The organism is Pseudomonas sp. LBUM1646 (assembly GCF_059716165.1).
In genome coordinates this window covers 3,184,935-3,198,061 of sequence record NZ_CP166810.1, presented here as the reverse complement: position 1 = coordinate 3,198,061, position 13,127 = coordinate 3,184,935, and the positions used below count along the sequence as shown (strand labels likewise).

The 13,127-nt window shown below is 60.2% G+C and carries 12 protein-coding genes; 5 read left to right on the top strand and 7 right to left on the bottom strand.

Annotated elements, in window-relative coordinates; all coding sequences use genetic code 11:
* The first annotated feature begins 30 nt into the window (after nucleotides 1-30).
* Complete coding sequence (nhaB, locus tag ACA071_RS14815) at nucleotides 31-1,533, top strand: sodium/proton antiporter NhaB (protein WP_497645035.1); 1,503 nt, start codon at nucleotides 31-33, stop codon at nucleotides 1,531-1,533.
* A 131-nt stretch (nucleotides 1,534-1,664) separates the two neighbouring features.
* Here nhaB and ACA071_RS14810 read toward each other — a convergent pair whose 3' ends face one another.
* The 3 genes from ACA071_RS14810 to gnd are packed head-to-tail and all read right to left on the bottom strand — an operon-like array spanning nucleotide 1,665 to nucleotide 4,983.
* A complete protein-coding gene (locus ACA071_RS14810) occupies nucleotides 1,665-2,486 on the bottom strand; it encodes an HAD family hydrolase (protein ID WP_497645034.1) in 822 nt (273 codons plus the stop codon).
* Entirely contained in the window at nucleotides 2,483-4,006 is a 1,524-nt protein-coding gene (gene zwf / locus ACA071_RS14805) for a glucose-6-phosphate dehydrogenase (RefSeq protein WP_497645033.1), read from the bottom strand. Before zwf ends, ACA071_RS14810 begins: the two co-directional genes overlap by 4 nt.
* Nucleotides 4,003-4,983 (bottom strand): phosphogluconate dehydrogenase (NAD(+)-dependent, decarboxylating), encoded by a 981-nt coding sequence (gene gnd, locus ACA071_RS14800; protein ID WP_497645032.1) that lies wholly within the window; start codon nucleotides 4,981-4,983, stop codon nucleotides 4,003-4,005. The genes zwf and gnd overlap by 4 nt, the downstream gene beginning before the upstream one ends.
* A gap of 273 nt (nucleotides 4,984-5,256) precedes the next feature.
* Between gnd and ACA071_RS14795 the strand changes: the two genes are divergently transcribed.
* From ACA071_RS14795 to ACA071_RS14780, 4 genes are all read left to right on the top strand, one after another.
* The gene (locus ACA071_RS14795; protein ID WP_497645031.1) at nucleotides 5,257-5,436 is read left to right on the top strand and encodes a DUF6026 family protein; all 180 of its coding nucleotides are present in this window, start codon (nucleotides 5,257-5,259) and stop codon (nucleotides 5,434-5,436) included.
* Between the two features lie 208 nt (nucleotides 5,437-5,644).
* Nucleotides 5,645-7,393: a phosphoethanolamine transferase CptA gene (locus ACA071_RS14790; RefSeq protein ID WP_497645030.1), complete on the top strand. Its 1,749-nt coding sequence runs from the start codon at nucleotides 5,645-5,647 to the stop codon at nucleotides 7,391-7,393.
* A gap of 224 nt (nucleotides 7,394-7,617) precedes the next feature.
* A complete protein-coding gene (locus tag ACA071_RS14785; protein ID WP_497645029.1) occupies nucleotides 7,618-9,858 on the top strand; it encodes a TonB-dependent siderophore receptor in 2,241 nt (746 codons plus the stop codon).
* Between the two features lie 147 nt (nucleotides 9,859-10,005).
* Nucleotides 10,006-10,212, top strand: coding sequence for a hypothetical protein (locus ACA071_RS14780; protein ID WP_497645027.1), 207 nt, complete (start codon nucleotides 10,006-10,008; stop codon nucleotides 10,210-10,212).
* An 86-nt stretch (nucleotides 10,213-10,298) separates the two neighbouring features.
* Here the strand turns inward: ACA071_RS14780 and ACA071_RS14775 are convergent, their stop codons facing one another.
* The 4 genes from ACA071_RS14775 to ACA071_RS14760 form a co-directional block, all read right to left on the bottom strand.
* Nucleotides 10,299-10,790, bottom strand: coding sequence for a GNAT family N-acetyltransferase (locus ACA071_RS14775; protein WP_497645026.1), 492 nt, complete (start codon nucleotides 10,788-10,790; stop codon nucleotides 10,299-10,301).
* A gap of 118 nt (nucleotides 10,791-10,908) precedes the next feature.
* Nucleotides 10,909-11,490: a DinB family protein gene (locus tag ACA071_RS14770; RefSeq protein ID WP_497645025.1), complete on the bottom strand. Its 582-nt coding sequence runs from the start codon at nucleotides 11,488-11,490 to the stop codon at nucleotides 10,909-10,911.
* Between the two features lie 17 nt (nucleotides 11,491-11,507).
* Complete coding sequence (zapE, locus tag ACA071_RS14765) at nucleotides 11,508-12,626, bottom strand: cell division protein ZapE (RefSeq protein WP_497645024.1); 1,119 nt, start codon at nucleotides 12,624-12,626, stop codon at nucleotides 11,508-11,510.
* Nucleotides 12,627-12,770: 144 nt separating this feature from the next.
* Nucleotides 12,771-13,112 carry a nuclear transport factor 2 family protein gene (locus tag ACA071_RS14760; RefSeq protein WP_497645023.1) on the bottom strand — a complete coding sequence of 114 codons (342 nt, stop codon included), beginning with the start codon at nucleotides 13,110-13,112 and terminating at the stop codon, nucleotides 12,771-12,773.
* Nucleotides 13,113-13,127: the final 15 nt, after the last annotated feature.

The window sequence follows — 13,127 nt, the reverse complement described above, 5'->3', positions numbered from 1 at the left end:
TTGCGCGCTTCTTAATACAAGGAGTAGCCAATGTCCGGTTCGATGGCCCAGGCGTTCGCGCATAATTTTCTCGGGCACTCTCCCCGCTGGTACAAAGCCAGCATTGTTGGTTTCCTGATACTCAACGCCCTGGTGTTGTGGACGGTCGGACCGAAAGCCGCCGGCTGGCTGCTGGTCCTGGAGTTCATCTTCACCCTGGCCATGGCGCTCAAGTGTTATCCGCTGATGCCCGGCGGCTTGCTGCTGATCGAAGCGCTGCTGCTGAAGATGACCACGCCCCAGGCGCTGTATGACGAGTTGGTGCACAACTTCCCGGTGATCCTGCTGCTGATGTTCATGGTGGCCGGCATCTACTTCATGAAAGACCTGCTGCTTTTTCTGTTTTCGCGGCTGTTGCTTGGGGTGCGCTCCAAGGCGTTGCTGGCGTTGATGTTCTGTTTTCTGTCGGCGTTCCTGTCGGCGTTTCTCGATGCCTTGACCGTTACCGCAGTGATCATTAGCGCAGCGGTGGGTTTCTATTCGGTGTATCACCGCGTCGCGTCAGGCAACGATCCGCGGCAGGACAGCGCTTTCAGCGACGATAAGGCGCTGCCCAAACTTCATCACCAAGATCTCGAGCAGTTCCGCGCTTTTCTACGCAGCCTGCTGATGCATGGCGCCGTGGGCACAGCATTGGGCGGTGTGTGCACGCTGGTCGGTGAGCCGCAGAATCTGTTGATCGGCCACGAGATGGGTTGGCATTTTGCCGAGTTCTTCCTGAAGGTCGCCCCGGTTTCCCTGCCTGTGTTGGCCGCAGGCCTGGTGACTTGCGTGCTGCTGGAGAAACTGCGCTGGTTCGGTTACGGCACGCTGTTGCCGGATAACGTACGCGCGGTGCTGGCCAACTATGCCGCCGAAGACAACGCCGAACGCACCTCGCGCCAGCGCGCAGCATTGCTGGTGCAAGGCGTGGCGGCGTTGATCCTGATTGCCGGGCTGGCGTTTCACATCGCCGAAGTCGGGCTGATCGGCTTGATGGTGATCGTGCTGATTACCGCGTTCACCGGCATCACCGACGAGCATCGCATCGGCAACGCGTTTAAAGACGCCATGCCGTTCACGGCGCTGCTGGTGGTGTTCTTCGCGGTGGTGGCGGTGATTCACGATCAGCAACTGTTCACACCGCTGATTCAGTGGGTGCTGGCCCTGCCGGTGGAGCAACAGCCGGGCATGCTGTTTATCGCCAACGGATTGTTGTCGGCCATCAGCGATAACGTGTTTGTCGCGACGATTTACATCACCGAAGTGAAACAGGCGTTCATCTCCGGCCACATGAGCCGCGAGCATTTCGAGACGCTGGCGATTGCCATCAACACCGGCACCAACCTGCCGAGCGTGGCGACACCCAATGGCCAGGCGGCGTTTCTGTTTTTACTGACGTCGGCGATTGCACCGCTGATTCGTTTGTCTTACGGGCGGATGGTGTGGATGGCGTTGCCGTACACCGTGGTGATGGGGGTTTTGGGCTGGTATGCGGTGAGTTTCTGGTTGTAACACCGCGCTGATCGTTCCCACGCTCGCGTGGGAATGCCTCAAGGGACGCGGAGCGTTCCAATGGGATGCGGAGCGTCCCGGGCTGCATTCCCACGCAGAGCGTGGGGACGATCAGTACGGGGGACAGGGACTCAGCGTTTGAGGATGTACTGCTCGATCGCCTGCGCCGCACCGTCTTCGGTGTTAGCGCCTGTCACGACGTCAGCCTGACGCTTCACCGCCTCTTCCGCTTGGCCCATGGCAATCGACAGCCCGGCACGATGGAACATCGCCGGGTCATTGCCGCCGTCGCCCAGTGCGGCGGTTTGCTCCAGCGGCACACCGAGGTACTCGGCCAGTGTCGCCAGCGCATCACCTTTGTTGGCTTGCATCGCCGTCACGTCCAGGTAAATCGGCTGTGAGCGGGAGACCTGGGCCTGGCCTTCAACCTTGGGCAGCAACAGCGCTTCCAGCTCGATCAACAACTGGGTGTTGTTGCTGGTGGCGACGATCTTGTCGATCCGCTCCAGGTACGGCTCAAAACTCTCGACCACCACCGGCGGATAGCCCAGACCGTGCTGTTCGCGCGGGACCATCGGGCCGTTCGGATCTTTGAGCAACCAATCACCACCACTGAACACCCAGATTTCAATGTCCGGCCGATCGGCAAACAGCGCCAGCGCCGTCAGCGCCGCGGTGGCGGGCAAATAATGCGCAACCAGAATGCTGCCATCCGGATTGACGAGGGTGCCGCCATTGAAGGCCGCGGTCGGCAGATCGACGCCCAGGGCTTCGATCTGTTGCAGCATGGCTTTCGGTGGCCGGCCGGTGGCCAGGCTGAAGAACACGCCGGCCTCACGCAGCGCGCCGACCGCTTCGATGGTGCGCTGGCTCAGGCTGTGATCGGGCAGCAGCAAGGTGCCGTCCATGTCGCTGAGCAGAAAACGGATGGGATGTTGCGCGGCGTCACTCATCCGAGGCTGTGCCAGACGCGGCCATCGCGGGCCAGCAGGTCCTCGGCGGCTTGTGGGCCATCTTCACCGGCCGGGTAGCTCTGCACGCTCGGGTCCTGCTGCCAGGCGTCGAGGAACGGCTGCACGGCGCGCCAGCCGTTCTCGATGTTGTCGGCGCGCTGGAACAGCGTCTGATCGCCAGTCAGGCAATCGTAGATCAGGGTTTCGTAGCCGGTGGACGGCTGCATCTCGAAGAAGTCCTTGTAGGCGAACCCCAGCTCGATATTGGCCATCTTCAGCGCCGGGCCCGGCCGCTTGGCCAGCAGGTCGAACCACATGCCTTCGTTAGGCTGGATCTGAATCCGCAGGTAAGTCGGCTGCAACTCCTCGACCTCGGTGTCGCGGAACTGCGCGTACGGCGCCGGTTTGAAGCAGATGACAATCTCGGTGTCGCGCACACTCATGCGCTTGCCGGTGCGCAGGTAGAACGGCACGCCGACCCAGCGCCAGTTGTCGATCATCACTTTCAGCGCAACATAGGTTTCGGTGTTGCTGTCAGGCGCGACGTTGCCTTCCTGGCGGTAACCGGCCAGCGGCTTGCCATCGACTTCACCGGCCGCGTACTGGCCGCGCACCGAGTTGGCTCGTGCATCCTCGACAGACCAGGGCCGAATCGCGCCGACCACCTTGGCTTTCTCGCCACGCACCGCATCGGCGCCAAACGCAGCCGGCGGTTCCATGGCGACCATCGCCAGCAACTGGAACAGGTGATTGGGCACCATGTCCCGCAAGGCGCCGGTGTGTTCGTAAAAACTGCCACGGGTTTCCACACCGACGGTTTCGGCGGCGGTGATTTGCACGTGGTCGATGTAATGGTTGTTCCAGAACGCTTCGAACAGGCTGTTGGAGAACCGGCTGACCAGAATGTTCTGCACGGTTTCCTTGCCCAGGTAATGGTCGATCCGGTAGATCTGCTTCTCCGACATGACCTTGAGCAAGCAGGCGTTCAAGGCTTCAGCGGTTTGCAGGTCGGAGCCGAACGGTTTTTCGATCACCACCCTTCTAAAAGCTTCGGGCGTTTCTTCCAGCAAACCGGCACTGCCGAGACGGCGCACCACTTCACTGAAGAAACGCGGCGCGGTGGCCAGGTAGAACACCGCATTGCCAGTGCCGCTGTCGGCGATTTTCGCCGCCAGGGCTTGATAAGTGCTGTCGTCCAGGAAGTCGCCCTGGACGTAGCTGATGCCTTTGGCGAGCTTGGCCCACAAGACCGGATCAAGTAGCTGATCGCCCTTGCCGACCTTGCCCGCCGCTTCGGTGCGAATGAAGTCTTCGAGCTTTTGCGCGAAGGCTTCATCGCTGATGGCGTTGTGGTCAACGCCGATGATCCGCAGTCCATCGCCCAGCAGGCCGTCGCGACTGAGGTTGTACAGGGCCGGCATCAACAGACGCTTGACCAGGTCACCATGGGCACCGAACAGGAACAGCGTGGTCGGTGGTGCGGGTTCTGCCTTGGATTTCCTGCGGATCGTATTAGTCATTTTTTCGGAGTCTCCACGTGGCCGCCGAAGCCAAAACGCTGGGCCGAGAGGATTTTGTCGCCAAAGGTGCCTTGGCCACGCGAACGGTAGCGCGAGAACAGCGAGTTCGACAGCACCGGTACCGGCACCGCTTGCTCCATGGCGGCTTCGATGGTCCAGCGGCCTTCACCGCTGTCGGCCACTTCACCCGAATAGCCTTCCAGCTTCGGATCGCTGGCCAGTGCATCGGCGGTCAGGTCGAGCAGCCACGAGGACACCACGCTGCCACGGCGCCAGACTTCGGCGATGTCACCGACGTTGAGGTCGAAGCGCTGGTCTTCCGGCAGGATTTCGCTGGATTTGGTCTTGAGGATGTCGAAGCCTTCAGCGAAGGCCTGCATCATGCCGTACTCGATACCGTTGTGAATCATCTTCACGAAGTGCCCCGAACCCGCAGGGCCGGCGTGGATGTAGCCGCGCTCGGCACGATCGTCGTCGGACTTGCGGTCCTTGGTGCGCGGGATGTCACCCAGGCCCGGGGCCAGGCTTTCGAACAGCGGGTCGAGGCGTGTGACGGTGTCGGCGTCGCCACCGATCATCATGCAGTAACCGCGCTCCAGGCCCCAGACGCCGCCGGAGGTGCCGACGTCGATGTAGTGCAGGCCTTTCTCCGCCAGGGTTTTCGCCCGGCGAATGTCATCTTTATAGAACGTGTTGCCGCCGTCGATGATGGTGTCACCGGCTTCAAGCAGGTTGCTCAGTGTTTCGATGGTGTCTTCGGTCGGTGCGCCGGCCGGCAGCATGACCCAGATCGCACGCGGTTTGGCCAGGCCTGCGACCAGGGCCGGCAGGTCGGCGACGCCGGTGGAGCCTTCTTTTGCCAGGTTCTCGACGAAGGCGGTATTGCGGTCGTAAACAACGGTGGTATGCCCGTTGAGCATCAGGCGCCGCGCAATATTACCGCCCATGCGGCCCAGTCCAATAATCCCGAGTTGCATGTGCTGATGCTCCTTACTACAAAAAATGTGTGTCAAAGGTTATAGCCCAACGCGACTAATGTGGGTTAGTCCAGAGCGGCGGGATGAAGTTTCCGGGCATTGTGCCCGATCCAGACTGATAACGTCGGGAATCATGTTGAAGACACACCGACCATGAAAAATAAAAAAGTTCCATTCCCAGGCAAAAGAAATCAAAATCGGCGCCGATAGTGAAGGTGTCGCTCGCAAGAACGACACAATCACAGTTGATGCAGGCCATTTGCGAGGTGAGCAATGGACACAATCGTTACCGCACGTCCCCCACAAACTCTCTACGTCACGATTCGTCGTGATGAACTGCGCCAATTGAAAGACGAGCGTGACACCTTGAAGAACCAGGTGGCCCAGCTCCGGCAATTGTTGCAGCAACAGGCTCAGCTGTCCGGGCAAGCGATGCCCGCGCTGAACGCCTGATTCTGTGGCGAGGGAGCTTGCTCCCTCACACATGTCTTCTCCCAAAAGGTGACTTGTTACCTGTCGCCCCCCTGAACGAAACTCACAAAGTTTTCACATTCAGCTAGCGATACTCCCGATCCTTGTGGCTGTTCGGTTCTCGGACAGTGGTGTCTCGTGGGTTCGTTTGATGACGCCGGTGGCTTGCTGATGCCGGTGGGAGTTCTGAATGGCAGTGTTCAAACGCAGCAAAACGTCTGCGACAGGTTTCGATTGGGCCGGATTTCTCTGGCTATTTGTCTTCTTCTGGTACTTTTCCGGCATCACCCAGCTACTGATCCAGTTGACCGGTACGTCCGGTTTCACCGGGTTTCGCCAAGCCTTTGTGATGAGCGCCATCTGGCTGGCGCCGATGCTGCTGTTTCCCAAACGTACCCGCCTGCTGGCCGCGCTGATCGGCGTCGTGCTTTGGGCCTGTTCGATGGCCAGCCTGGGCTATTTCTTCATCTATCAGCAGGAATTTTCCCAGAGCGTCATCTTCATCATGTTCGAGTCGAACATCTCTGAAGCCGGCGAGTACATGACCCAGTACTTTGCCTGGTGGATGGTGTTCGCGTTCCTCGCCCACACGGCGTTCGCCTACTTCCTCTGGACTCGCTTGCGCCCGGTGTACATGCCCCGTGGCCGCGCGCTGGTCGCTGCAACCGCGATTCTGGTGGCCGTGGTCGGTTATCCGCTGATCAAGCAAACCGCGCGTACCGGCAGTTTTGCCGGCGGCTTCGAGAAGTTCGAAACCCGGATCGAGCCGGCCGTGCCTTGGCAGATGGCCGTGGCTTATCACCGTTACCTCGACACCCTGGCCGGCATGCAAGACATGCTCGACAATGCGAGCAAGATTGCGCCGCTGAAAAACCTCAAGAACACCATGGCCGACCAACCGTCGACCCTAGTGCTGGTGATCGGCGAGTCCACCAACCGTCAGCGCATGAGCCTGTACGGCTACAACCGGGAAACCACCCCGGAACTGGACAAACTCAAGGATCAACTGGCGGTCTTCAATAACGTCATCACCCCGCGCCCCTACACCATCGAGGCGCTGCAGCAGGTGCTGACCTTCGCCGACGAAGAGAACCCGGACCTGTACCTGTCGACTCCGTCGCTGGTCAGCATGATGAAACAGGCGGGCTACAAGACCTTCTGGATCACCAACCAGCAGACCATGACCAAGCGCAACACCATGCTCACCACGTTCTCCGAGCAGGCCGACGAGCAGGTGTACCTGAACAACAACCGCAACCAGAACGCCGCCCAGTACGATGGCGACGTGATCGAGCCGTTCAACAAGGCATTGGGTGATCCGGCTGCGCACAAGTTGATCGTCGTGCATTTGCTCGGCACGCACATGAGCTACCAGTACCGTTACCCGCAAACCTTCGACAAGTTCAAGGATCGCACCGGGGTTCCGGCCGGTGTACGCGACGCCGAAGTGCCGACCTACAACAGCTATGACAACGCGGTGCTGTACAACGACTTCGTGGTGTCGAGCCTGATCAAGGACTACGCCAAGGTCGATCCGAACGGCTTTCTGCTGTACCTCTCCGACCACGGTGAAGACGTGTTCGACTCCCCGGGCCACAACACCCTGGGGCGTAACGAGAACAAGCCGACGGCACCGATGTACACCATTCCGTTCATGGCCTGGGCCTCGCCAAAATGGCGTGAAACCCACGACTGGAATTTTGCCGCCGACCTGAGCCGTCCCTACAGCAGCTCACAGTTGATCCACACCTGGGCGGACCTGGCCGGGCTGAGCTTCGATGAGCTGGACCACAGTAAAAGCCTGGTCAGCGACAGCTTCAAGCCGCGGCCGCTTTTGATCGGCAACCCGTATGAGCGTCAGGTGCGCCCGCTGATCGACTTCAGCCTGATGAAACCCAAGGCTGCAGTGACGGAAGTACCGGCAGTGGTCAAGCAGTAACCCCGCAATCCCCTGTGGGAGCGAGCTTGCTCGCGATGAGGCCATCAGATTCAACATCAAAGTTGACTGTCACGCCGCCATCGCGAGCAGGCTCGCTCCCACATTTTTTTGCGCGTTGAAACATCCGGAGATAACAATTATTCTCGTTTAACGCTAAATCTCGCCGCTCCCCTTCGTCTTTGAGCAAACGGAATTTTTCCCTCGAAGACAAGGAGTCGGCCGCGATGTTCGCGCCTATTACCCGTTCCATGACCTTGACCCTCGGGCTGTGCAGTGCAGCCCTGAGCCCCGATTTGCTGGCCGACACCGAGCCCGACAAGGAACCGGCCGCCAGCGCGCTGGAGCTCACCGCGACCAACGTGACAGCCGAAGGATTGGGCAGCACCACCGAACACACCGAGTCCTACACCACCGGCGCCATGAGCACCGCGACCCGCCTGAACCTGTCGATCAAGGAAACCCCGCAATCGGTGTCCGTGGTCACTCGCCAGCAAATGGATGACTTCAAGCTCGGTACGCTCTCCGAAGCGATGAGCCAGACCACTGGCGTAGTGGTCCAGCACAATGACTCGGACCGGGTCAGCTATTCGTCCCGTGGCTACGAGATCAACAACTTCCAGATCGATGGGATGCTCAATACCTTCGGGCGGATGAAGTCCGACTCCGACACCATCATCTACGACCGCATCGAAGTGGTTCGCGGCGCCACCGGATTGACCACCGGCGCGGGCGACCCGTCAGCCACCATCAACATGGTGCGCAAGCGGCCGACCGCGCAATGGCAAGCCCAGACCGGCGTCAGTGGCGGCAGCTATGACGATTACTACAGTTACGTGGATGTCGGCGGCCCATTGGCATTCGATGGCCGTTTGCGCGGGCGCAGCGTGCTGGCCTATCGCGACAGCCAATCGTTCCGCGACCATTACCAGATGCAACGGGAAGTCGGTTACGGCGTGCTTGAAGCCGATCTCACCGACGATACCGTGCTGGCAGTGGGTTATGACTATCAGGACAAACAGGTCCAGGGCACGTCTTGGGGCACGGTGCCGTACTGGAATTCGTCCGGTGGCAAGGCCAACCTCGGGCGCTCCACCCACATGGCGACCTCGTGGAGTTCCTGGCCACTGAAGGACAAGACCGCCTTCGCCAACCTCGACCAGCAACTGGGCGGCGGCTGGCACCTCAAGGCGGCCTACACCCACCGCGAGAGCGATACCGACGGCAAGGTCTACTACGGCGGTGGTGGTTTCCCGAATGATGATCGCAGCGGCATGAGCGCTTACAGTAGCCATATGCTCGGCACGCAGAAGATGAAAACCTATGACTTCAACGTGGCCGGGCCTTACGCACTGTTCGGGCGTGAGCACGAACTGATGTTTGGCTATGGCGAAGCCGAACGCAGCTCCAGGTCGCCTTACACCGTGGCGGGCGATGTGCCTGCAGGGTACGGCAACATTCCTGACTGGAAATACATGGGCGGTATCGCCAAGTTTCCCGACACTGTCACCGGCCGCACCGGCGCCTCGGACAGCACCCGGCAGAAGGCTGGTTACCTGGCCACCCGCCTCAACCTGACCGAGCAATTTCACGCAGTGCTCGGCAGCCGTTACGGCAGCTGGAAAAGCACGGATAACCGCTACTCCTTCGATGACAACCTGCAACTGACCGGCGTCGAGAGCACCGCCCAGGAACACCGCGATATCTGGACGCCGTACGCCGGGTTGCTCTACGACCTGACGCCCGAGTACACCGTTTACGTCAGCTACACCGACATCTTCAAACCTCAGGAAAATCGCGACGCCAACCGCAAATACCTGGAACCGGTGGTCGGCAGCAACTATGAACTGGGCCTCAAGGGCAGCCTGCTCGAAGAACGCCTGAACGTCGCCACGGCGCTGTTCTGGAGCAAGCAGGACAACGCCGCCGAAGTGGATGACTCGGTGCGGCCAGACCCGGTGACGGGCGAGGAATTCTACAAATCCGGGGGCAAGGGGCAAAAGGTCCAGGGCTTCGAAGTAGAAGTCTCCGGCGAAGTCATGACTGACTGGAACATGACCGCTGGCTATACCTACACCCACGCGGCCAACGGCGACAAGCAACGGGCGAATACCAGTGAACCGTTGAACATGTTCCGCCTGTCCACGGCCTATCGCCTGCCCGGCGATTGGCATGCGCTGACCGTGGGCGGCGCGGTGAATTGGCAGAGCGATATCTGGGGCAACTCCAATCGACCGGTCGGACGCGATGCCGAGGGGGAGTTGATCACCGAGCGCGCGAAGATCCGCCAGGAGGCCTACACCGTGGTCAAGCTGATGTCGCGCTACGAGTTCGACAAGCACCTGTCGGCCTCGCTGAACGTCGATAACCTGCTCGACAAAAAGTATTACGACAACGTCGGTTTTTATAACGGCGTGTTCTGGGGCGACCCGCGAACCGTGACGCTCAGCCTTGACTGGAAACTCTGAGCCACCCCCGCAATCTACCGTGGGAGCGACTTGGCTCCCGCGTTTTGATCGGTGTTAACCCCGATTTAATGAGGTCTGCCAATACTGCGCCCACGCCCTTGAATCACGGATGAAAGGCACCCCGTCATTCTTAGTGGGAGATACATCATGAAACGAGTCAGCCTGATCCTCGCCGGTCTGCTCATCGTCGGTTCCACCAGCGCGTTTGCCGAAGGCGGCGCGGAACGGATGAAGCATCACTGGGACCACTTCCCGGTCCCCTCCGCGCAAAGCCAGACCGATCATCGCCAAAGTGGCGAACTCCGGGTTCCGGATGATCAAACCGCACAAGTGACCGAATCCTACAGACCGTAAAACCAATCGACCTCTGGCGGCCCCTGCTCCGTCGCCAGAGCTGACACTTGGGCGTCCTGATGGACGCCCTTTTTTATGCCTGCGATTTACAGCGCCTTGGTCCAGAACAGCATGCGGCCATGGGCCGGGTCGAACATGCCGGCGGCAAACCCGAACTTGGCATAGGACGCCTGGGCCACGGCATTGCCTTCCAGGACTTCGAGGGTGATCTTGCAGCAGCCGCGTTGGCGGGCGATTTCTTCAACCTTTTGCAGCATCTTCTGACTCAACCCCAAACCGCGAAACTTCGCCACCACCGACACATCGTGCACATTGACCAATGGCCGGCAGGCAAAGGTCGAAAACCCTTCAAAGCAATTGACCAGCCCCGCCGGTTCACCGCCGACGAACGCGATAACGCTGAACGCATAAGGACGCTTGGCCAGTTCCGCCGGCAGTTGTTGCAGCACGTCGGCCGCCAGCGGCTCACCACCACCCATCGGGTCTTTGGCGTAGTGGTTCAACACCAGACAAATGGCTTCAGCATGCACCGGGTTGGTGTAGCTGGCTTGAAGGACAAGTATTTCTGCGGATTCCATTTCCACCCTCGATCACACACATCAAATTGGCCGCGGACATTAGCGCGGGTGCTGGAGTGGATCAAGATCAAAAGATCGCAACCTTGTAGGCGCTGGCGAAGGCTGAAATCTTTTGATCCTAATGCCCCCAAATCAACTCTTCAGTCCACCCCAATTCAGCAAAATCCCCCGCCCGCAACCCCGCTTCCCCAGCACAGAAAAACTCATCCAATTGTGGCGGTTTGACAGCGGTGCCACTGAGCATCCCATGCACCTGCCCACGATGATGAATCTGGTGCTCGAACACATGCGAGAGCATGCGCAAACGGCTGTCGTGTTGCGGCGTGTCACGGGCGATGGTCACCAGCCGCCCAAGGTCGGCGTCACGCAATTGCTCGCAATAAGCGATCAGCCGACGGTCTACATGAGCCTGCTCGCGCTGGAGGTCGGCGCCGACGGTAAACGGCTGCTCGTCGTTGAAAAACACGTAGCAATCGGGATGCGGCACATCACCGCGCAACTCGCGCTCAAGGGCGTCCACATAGAACCAGTCACAGGTCAGGATGTGATTAAGGGTGGCGCAGAGACTGGGGAAGAAACTGACCCGCGCCGCCGTCAGCTCCGCCGCACTCAACTGGCCCCAGGCCTTGGCCAGTCGGTGGTTGGCCCAGGCATTCTGGTAGGCCATGGTCAGCAAATGGTGAGACAGGGGTTGAGTCATCGTCGCGCCTCCCGTGTTCAAACTTCGGCAAACCGTTGCAGCTGCATTTCCTGCAAACGACTGAGGGTGCGGCGGAACGGGAATTCCAGATAACCCTCGGTGTACAAGGCGTCCATCGGCACCTGGGCTTCGAGGTACAGCGGCACCTTGCGGTCGTAGCATTCATCCACCAGGGCGATGAAACGCCGAACGCCATCGTCGTGCACCGACAATTGTGGCAACTCACGGTCGCCGGCCACCACCCGCTCCACGCCGTCCTCCGTGCCTCTGGCGATGCGCCCTTCGCGCTTTTGCGCGCTGAGGTTGGGCACTTCACTCAGCAGAATAGCGCTGAAGGTGTCGCACAGGGCCATGAAGTCCATGGCGGCAAACGGTTGCTCGCAGAGATCGGCGTAACGACACCACAACACCGTGGCGCTGGCCTGCACCACGTGGACGTTGCGGTAGCCGACCTGGATCGGATCACTGGACACCGACTGCCCGACCGTCAGGGCCTTGAACGCTTCGGCCAACCCGCTGGGCAGATCGAGCGCCCCCACCCAATAGCGCTGCAACGCCGCGCCAGGGTGCAGGCGATGATCTTCGCCGCCGTCCACCGCAATCACCTGCATGTGCTGCTTGATCGCTTCGATGGCCGGGGTAAAACGGTCGCGGTTGAAGCCATCGGCATACAACTGAGCCGGCGGCTGGTTGGAGGTACTCACCACCACCACGCCTTCTTCGAACATCACCTGAAACAAACGACCGAGAATGATTGCGTCGCCGATGTCGTTGACGAACAGCTCATCGAAACACAGCACCCGGACTTCCTGGGCCAATTCGCGGGCCAGGGCTTTGAGCGGGTCGGCCGTGCCGGTCAGCTGGAAAGAACGCTGATGCACCCAGCCCATGAAATGGTGGAAATGCTGACGCCGGGCCGGCACCCGCAGGCTTTCGTAGAACTGGTCCATCAACCAGGTCTTGCCCCGACCGACCGGGCCCCACAGGTAAACGCCGGTGATCGGCTGGCGTCCTTCATGCAGGGCTTCGTGACACTTTTGCAGGGCCCAGACGGCATGTTCCTGGGCTTCGTCCTGGACGAAGCCCTTTTGCTCAACGGCGTATTGCCAGGCGCTAAGGGGGGAGTCGATATTCATGGCGCGCAGTATACGACCGTTATGTAGCAGCTGCCGAAGGCTGCGTTCGATCGCGAAGCGGTCGAGGTTTGGCGCCTGTAGCAGCTGGCTGTCGAGCTCCAGCGAGGCTGCGTCCGGCGGCGCAGCCGTCGTAATCGAGGATGGCTACAACGAAATGTCCAACCGGGCAATCTTGCCCTGCTCGTTCAAACGAAACGTGTAGCGCAACTCCAGCGGGCTACCCGGAAACGTCCCGGAAATCAGGTTGTGCACCAGCACCTTGCCAGTGCGCAACTGCACGTCGAGCACCTCGACCCGTGGCTGGTAACGCTGGGCGGTGTCTTGCATCCATTGGGCGATGGCCTGGGGGCCGACCTGATGCTCGCCTTCATCGAAGACATTGGCATCTTCGGCGAAGAAACTGGCGACCCGCGAGGTGTCACGGGCATTGGCGGCAGCGATGTAAGCGGCGATGGCTGGCGCCAGTGAAGAGGCTGGACTAGACATGTTGAAGGCTCCTTG

Bases quoted from the DNA above. Each gene is read 5' to 3' on its own strand.
- zapE (WP_497645024.1), bottom strand. From the start codon at position 12,626: ATGAATATCGACTCCCCCCTTAGCGCCTGGCAATACGCCGTTGAGCAA.
- gnd (WP_497645032.1), bottom strand. From the start codon at position 4,983: ATGCAACTCGGGATTATTGGACTGGGCCGCATGGGCGGTAATATTGCG.
- ACA071_RS14795 (WP_497645031.1), top strand. From the start codon at position 5,257: ATGGACACAATCGTTACCGCACGTCCCCCACAAACTCTCTACGTCACG.
- ACA071_RS14775 (WP_497645026.1), bottom strand. From the start codon at position 10,790: ATGGAATCCGCAGAAATACTTGTCCTTCAAGCCAGCTACACCAACCCG.
- ACA071_RS14810 (WP_497645034.1), bottom strand. From the start codon at position 2,486: ATGAGTGACGCCGCGCAACATCCCATCCGTTTTCTGCTCAGCGACATG.
- ACA071_RS14785 (WP_497645029.1), top strand. From the start codon at position 7,618: ATGTTCGCGCCTATTACCCGTTCCATGACCTTGACCCTCGGGCTGTGC.
- ACA071_RS14790 (WP_497645030.1), top strand. From the start codon at position 5,645: ATGGCAGTGTTCAAACGCAGCAAAACGTCTGCGACAGGTTTCGATTGG.
- zwf (WP_497645033.1), bottom strand. From the start codon at position 4,006: ATGACTAATACGATCCGCAGGAAATCCAAGGCAGAACCCGCACCACCG.
- ACA071_RS14780 (WP_497645027.1), top strand. From the start codon at position 10,006: ATGAAACGAGTCAGCCTGATCCTCGCCGGTCTGCTCATCGTCGGTTCC.
- nhaB (WP_497645035.1), top strand. From the start codon at position 31: ATGTCCGGTTCGATGGCCCAGGCGTTCGCGCATAATTTTCTCGGGCAC.
- ACA071_RS14760 (WP_497645023.1), bottom strand. From the start codon at position 13,112: ATGTCTAGTCCAGCCTCTTCACTGGCGCCAGCCATCGCCGCTTACATC.
- ACA071_RS14770 (WP_497645025.1), bottom strand. From the start codon at position 11,490: ATGACTCAACCCCTGTCTCACCATTTGCTGACCATGGCCTACCAGAAT.